The 6585-nt window shown below is 67.8% G+C and carries 5 protein-coding genes; all 5 read left to right on the top strand.

Going from position 1 to position 6585, the window contains the following annotated elements; genetic code table 11:
- The coding region (locus VMS22_20915; protein HXJ36505.1) for a hypothetical protein at positions 1-1419 on the top strand (1419 nt) is incomplete at its 5' end.
- A gap of 19 nt (positions 1420-1438) precedes the next feature.
- On the top strand, positions 1439-2965 hold the full coding sequence (locus tag VMS22_20910) for a hypothetical protein (GenBank protein HXJ36504.1): 1527 nt from the start codon (positions 1439-1441) through the stop codon (positions 2963-2965).
- Positions 2966-3145: 180 nt separating this feature from the next.
- Positions 3146-5029 carry a DUF1302 family protein gene (locus VMS22_20905; GenBank protein ID HXJ36503.1) on the top strand — a complete coding sequence of 628 codons (1884 nt, stop codon included), beginning with the start codon at positions 3146-3148 and terminating at the stop codon, positions 5027-5029.
- 70 nt (positions 5030-5099) lie between these two features.
- Positions 5100-6305, top strand: a complete 1206-nt coding sequence (locus VMS22_20900) for a thioredoxin domain-containing protein (protein ID HXJ36502.1) — start codon at positions 5100-5102, stop codon at positions 6303-6305.
- Complete coding sequence (locus tag VMS22_20895) at positions 6306-6572, top strand: hypothetical protein (protein ID HXJ36501.1); 267 nt, start codon at positions 6306-6308, stop codon at positions 6570-6572.
- Positions 6573-6585 lie beyond the last annotated feature (13 nt).

Raw genomic sequence — 6585 nt, 5'->3', positions numbered from 1 at the left:
ACCGTGGTTCCCGCGAACCCGACCTCCGCGGATTCGGCCTTCGGCGCCTTCATCGACTTCCTCGTGACCACGAAGAAGAAGGGCAAGAAGCCCGGCAGCCGCACGATCATGGCGTCGGCGCAGGCCGACGTGAAGCCGGCCGGGAAGAACAAGGACTCCGACAAGACCAAGTTCACCTGCAACCCGCAGCCGGGGACGTGCCCGACCACGACGACGACCACGACCACGCTGCCCGGCGTCTGTGGCGACGGCACCGTGAACCCGGGCGAGGCGTGTGATCCGGCCGCGTCGCCGACCGGCTGCGCGGCAGGGAGCCTCTGCCAGTCCGATTGCACGTGCCTCGTCTGCGCGTCGTCGACCGGGACGATCAACTTCACCACCGGCACGAACGTCAGCGCGAATTGCGGCGGCGTCGGCCTCCAGCCCGAGGCGCAGGCGCCGACCAGCGGTAGCGTCAAGGTGCACAACGTCACGGCCAACACGGACTCGATGCTGGCCCTCGGCGCCGGCTGCCTGTACGTCGGCGGTGGCGCGAGCACGGTGCCAGGTGGCGCGACGCCCGACGGAGCGACGAGCATCCTCGACGTCACGCACTCGTGCCCCGATACGAACAATACCCTGCTCGTCGGGCCGCACACCGGCGACAAGCTCTCCTGCACCGCCGCCGCCGGGCCGGGTAAGAGCTGCATCAACAGCCCCACGTCGTTCCCACTCCCCACCTGCACGAGCGACGCGGATTGCGGTGGTGTCGCCGGCGCCTGCATCGACACGCCCAACTGCTTCTTCGGCCCGCCGCTCCCGATCGAGAACGGCCCGCTTTCGACCTGCGTCCTCAACACCTTCGGCAACGCGGGCGGGGGGCAGATCGCGAAGAACACGGGCGAGGCGAAGCTCATCCTGCCACTGCGCTCCCACACCTTCGTGACGAGCGACCAGACCATAACGGGCACGCCGTGCGTCCAGTGCGTGGACCTGGGCATGGGTCTCAAGTGTCAGGGCGGCCCCAACGATCAAATGGACTGCACGCCGGTCGGCACGCAGGGCACGACGCTCGATTGCCCGCCTCCTGGCACGTATCTGCCGGAATTCCCCGTCAGCCTCGACCCGCTGTCGACGGGAACCGTGACGCGATCGGATCCGGGCGGCGTCTTCTGCCCCGGTCAGGGTCTCAACCCGGGTGACGGCGCTCCCGGCTTCGGCGGCACGAACGTCCTGACCGGCGTCGACCTCACCGCGGTGGCCACAGAGGTCACGGAGATCGGCGCGCCGGCGGGCAACATCTCGGACATGGCGGGACACAGCACGACCCTCGCGTCGGTGTTCTGCATCCCGGCCACCGGGAACGGCCTGATCGACGGCGCCGCGAGCCTGCCCGGACCGGGCGCGGTCTCGCTGCCCGGAATGATCCAGCTCCAGTAGGCCAAGGAAGGGAATCATCATGATTACGACGAACATACGGATCGGCGGGCTCGCGATCGCGCTCCTCGCGGTGTCGGTGCCCACCGCATTCGCCACGGTGGCGGGCGGTGGCCCGTCGAAGTCCGACTGCTACGCCGTGTTCAACGGCGTCGACGCCAACGTCGGAACCAACCAGCTCCAGTGCAAGGACGGCGACCCCTGCGACGCCGACGGCACCACCGACGGCACCTGCACCTTCAACATCAGCGTGTGCGCGTACGAGCAGGGCGACGCGGGCTGCACGCCGCAGCCCATCGCCTCCTACAAGGGAAACTGGGTAACCAAGGGTTTCCCGGTCCCGCCGGTCGCTGGCGACTCCACGGTCGAGACCTGCGGCACGACGCAGCAGGTCCAGCTGCCCCTGAAGGTCACGAAGAAGGGCACCCAGAAGCCGAGCAAGCCTCTCACGCTCACGCTGGTGGCCAAGGCCAGCACCGGCTCGCCGAAGACGGACAAGGACAAGCTGAAGCTCAAGTGTCTGGTCGGCGACGCCAAGTGCCCGGCGAATCCGAACGGTGGGCCCAGCCAGGTGACGTTCACCGTGCCCACCTCCGGCTCGGACCTCGACACCGGTGAGTCGGGCAAGTCGCACAACTTCATCACGCCGAGCGGCAGCCAGCTGAAGTACTGCCTCACCGGCTGCGACGAGAGCTCCAACCCGACCTGCCAGGCCAGCGGCGCAACCGGACAGGGCAGCCTCAACGGCCCCGCGTTCGGGCCTCCGCTGCCCCTGTTCTCCTCGAACGTCGCCGTCTGCGTGATCAACCGCTACGCGGATCCCCAGATCACCGCGACCCTGAACATCCAGGACGGCAGCTTCGACGCGTCCACCACGCCGGTGAACCTGCTCGCAGACACCTATCAGGGCTCGGCGACGCAGGTCTGCCCGCGCTGCACGAACGGCAAGTGCGACACCGGCCGGAACGCCGGCCAGTCGTGCAACGTCGAGGGCCAGGTCGTCGTCAACAACCCGCCCACCATCGTCAACGCGAAGTACCCCGTCTCCCGCGACTGCCTGCCGGAAGGCTCGGCGCTGCTCGGCACGCCGGCCGTGGCGCTGGGGCTGGTGACCGGAACCTCGACCCTTCAGAACAACACATCCGGGACTCCAACGACGCAGCAGTGCCCCGATTGCCCCTGCGCTGGCCAGGTTCGGCACGACGAGTGCAACCTCACGGGCGCCACGAACTTCGTCTGCAACGTCGACTGCTCGACCTCCACCGACTTCAAGGGTGGCATCCAGCAGTTCTGCTGCAACAATCCGCAGAAGACGCCCTGCTTCCCGACCAACCCCAACACCGGCATCGGCAACATCACCCGGACGGGAACGCCGGTGGTCACCCAGCCGGCGTGGCCCGACCCGACGTATCCCAAGAAGGCCGACGGCGGCGTACTGGCCAGCGCCTTCTGCATCCCCCCCACCGGTGCACCGCTCGTCGACTCGACGGCCGGCCTCCCCGGTCCTGGGGCGCTGCTCCTGCCCGGCTCGATCGTCTTCACGAAGTAGTCCCTGCCCGGAACGCGTCCGACGAGGGCGGCGGAGCCAGAAGGCTCCGCCGCCCTTTTTCATCCGGTCGCAGAATCGCGCCGCACGGTGCGATCGATGACGCTTCCGCATTGCAAAGCCCGCCCGATGTGCGGTAGCTACGCCCAGCCTTACAGCCGACAAAACCAGGGAGGGGTGGGAATGTCGGACCGCCGTCACGTGAAGAGGCTCACCGCGGTCGTGCTGGTTGCGATCGGGCTCTGTCTGCCCGGGTACGCGCGCGCGACGCAGAAGTTCGGCCCGCTGGAGATCTCCGGCAACCTGCAGAGCCAGAACCTCATGCGCATGCAGGACGCCAGCAACTACCAGTACATCCAGAACCGCAACACGGCGCACCTGCGGCTGGACTACGACTGGCTCCAGGGCGGCAAGTTCATGAACAACTACGACATCCCGTTCATCCAGTCGTCGAAGCTGTTCGTGCTGTGGCGCGGCGTCTACGACAGCGTCTACGACACGCTCCCGCAGATCGGCCAGAAGGAAGACATTCACGGCAAGGCCTACGGCGGCCAGCACGTGTGGGACTTCGCCCACCAGTTGAAGACGCCGCACGGGACGCTGTCGCGGCAGCTCTTCCTCGACAGCCTCACCACCAACGAACGCGACGCCTTCAAGTTCGACAACCAGCTCCGCGAGCTCTACGTCGACCTGAAGCTCCGCCAGATCCCCCTCACCGTACGCGCCGGCAAGCAGCAGATCGTCTGGGGCGAGACCGACAACTTCCGCATGCTGGATCGGGCGAACTCGCTCGACCTCACCTGGCACTTCCAGCAGGAGATCCCGCCACCGGCCTTCGGCTGGGACGAGATCCGTCAGACCTTCTGGATGTTCAAGTTCCTCTACGATCTGGGCGACGTGTTCGGCACGAGCCAGAACTTCCTCGAGTGGTACTGGAACCCCGGCGACTGGGCGCCGGCGAAGCAGGCCTTCTTCCCGCGCCCCTGGGGCCTTCCCTTCCTCAATCCACTCACCAACCCGATCGACGGCGCGTTCACCGCGGGCCCCTGCCTCGACTCCGCCGGCAAGCAGCTCTGCCAGCGCCTGATCGGCGGCTCGAAGATCTTCAAGCAGGGCACCTACACGCGCAACCCGCTCGAGAACAGCCAGGTGGGCGTGCGCTACCACGCGATCCTGCCGGCCGGCATCGAGACCGGGCTCGTCTACTTCTATCAGCGCTGGGCTGGTGACGACGGCACCAACTACGCGCCACTCAAGGGTGTGCCCTCGTCGGGCAACTCGGCCCAGGACGTCGCGGCGCTGCAGCGCTTCGTCAACAAGGGCGAGTTCCCTGCCGAGGCCTACGCGCCGTACGTCCACTCGATCGGCCTCTCGGCCAACTACTCCGACGAGCAGTACACCCAGGCGGTGTTCCGTCTCGAAACCATCTACGACATGGGGGTTCCCTTCTTCGACACCACGAAGGTGACGCTGTTCGACAACCCGGCGCTGCCCGGCATCACGAAGAAGGACATGTGGAAGGGCATGTTCGCGTTCGATCGGCCCACCTGGATCCGGTGGCTCAACAAGAAGAGCACGTGGTTCCTCACCGGGCAGTTCTTCTGGCATCACCTCCTGAACAACCCGGACTGCCGCGCGACCGTGAACGGCCGCGAGGTCGAGGGCGCGCAGAACATCGCCCAGCTCCCGTCGTCGGTGCGCCGGACGGTCCCCTCCTGTCTCGTCGGCGGCCTCGATCTTCCGTCGAGCCAGCGCCCGCAGTCGGTCGCCTTCCGCGACAAGATCCGCGGCTGGGAGGCGCTGTTCACCCTGGCGGCCTTCTCGTTCTACCGCGGCGGCTCCATCGTGCCGGTTCTCGGCATGGCCGTCGATCCGGTGAACTCGTGGAACATGGAAGCGTTCTGGTCCGTCGACTACCTGGTGCGCAACGACATGGTCGTGAACGTCGGACAGAAGTACTTCATCACGCCGGTCGGACACTCCTCGCCGATCTTCGAGACGTGGGGGCTCGCCGGTCTCAATAACGGTCGCTCCGAGACGTCGATCCGCCTCACGTATCAGTTCTAGCGCGTCGCTTGCGGCGCCCCCGGATTGAAAGCGGGCGGGGGCCTGGATAGACTCCGGCCCTCGCCCGCAAATGGCTCCGCGCCCCACTCGTCACCGCGTCGCGCTGGTCATCGCGCTCGTGGGCCTCGCGGTGAGCGGGGTCATCCTGGACGTCGATCGACGGCTCGCGACCCAGGCGGGGTACACGAGCTTCTGCAACATGGGAGGCGTCGTGAACTGCGACGCCGTCCTCTCGAGCCGCTACGGCACGTTCCTCGACATGCCCGTCGCGCTGTGGGCGGGCGTAGCCTTCGCGGCCGGGGTCGTCGCGGCGATCCCCGGCGCCGTCCTCGGCATCTACGGTGGTCTCGCCGATCTCGTCCTGATCGCGCTTGCTTCGGGGGGCCTCGGGTTCTCCGCGGTGCTCGCGACGATCATGGCGGTGGTGCTGCACTACGCGTGTCTCCTGTGCCTCACGCTCGACCTCGTCGTGGTGGCGTGGTTCGTAACGGTGCTGCCGCTGGCGCGGAACTTCCACGCCGCGCCGGGCGCCGGGTGGCTGCGCCGGCGGGTCGCCGCGCACGCGACCGCGGCGCTGGCCCTCGCCGTCGCCCTCGCCGGCGGAACCTTCGCCGCCGTCCGGAGCCCCGCGCCGGCCGATACGGTGGCCGACGTCGAGGCGCGCGATCCCGAATTCGCGCGCCAGTACGTGAAGCTGCCCGTGGTCCCGCTCCGGGACGTGGTGCGTCCCGACGCGCCCTCGAAGGGGCCGGCCAACGCTCCGGTCACGATCGTCGAGTTCTCCGACTTCGAGTGCCCGGCCTGCGGGCAGGCGTTCAAGGACCTTCACGACCTGCTGAGGGCGCGCACCGACGTGCGCCTCGTCTTCCGTCACTTCCCCCTCGACTCGTCGTGCAACGAGGCGATGTCCCGCACCGTCCACGTCGACGCCTGCCTCGCCGCCGCTGCCGCCGAGTGCGCCCAGGCCCAGAACCGGTTCTGGGAATATCACGACCTCCTGTTCGAGAACCAGAAGACGCTCGATCGCGAGAGCCTCTTCCGCTACGCACGCGAGGCCGGGCTCGACATCCCGACCTTCCGGACGTGCCTCGACGACCCGATGACGCGCGACCGCGTCGGCACCGACGTGCGCGCCGGCATCGCGGCAGGCATCGAGTCGACGCCGACGCTCTTCATCAACGGCCGGCGCGTCTCGGGCGCGCTCGAACGCACCTACTACGACTATGCGCTCATCCTCGAGAAGGCGCAGGGGGCCACGGCCTCAGGGAGACCCTAGATGGAGCTCAGCGAAGATCTGAAGTACCGGCTCGCGTTCCTCACCATCCGTCTGGCCTTCGACCAGAAGCTCTCGTCGGGCGACCCCGGGCGCTATCCCGCCATGCTGCGCTACCTGGATCTGCTCGCCGGCACGCAGCTCGCCGACGCGGCGGGCGGCAAGCGCTACGCGTCGCAGCGCGAGAAGATCGAGAGCTTCATCGACGCCGAGTTCGACGAGGAAACGCTCGCGCTCGTGAGCAAGGCCGTCAGCGAGCTTGTCGGATAGGCGTTCCACCCTC

The organism is Candidatus Eisenbacteria bacterium (genome assembly GCA_035577985.1).
Lineage (GTDB): Bacteria > Desulfobacterota > Binatia > DP-6 > DP-6 > DATJZY01.
The sequence above is the reverse complement of the archived record's forward strand: the minus strand, read 5'-3'. Positions and strand labels throughout refer to the sequence as shown.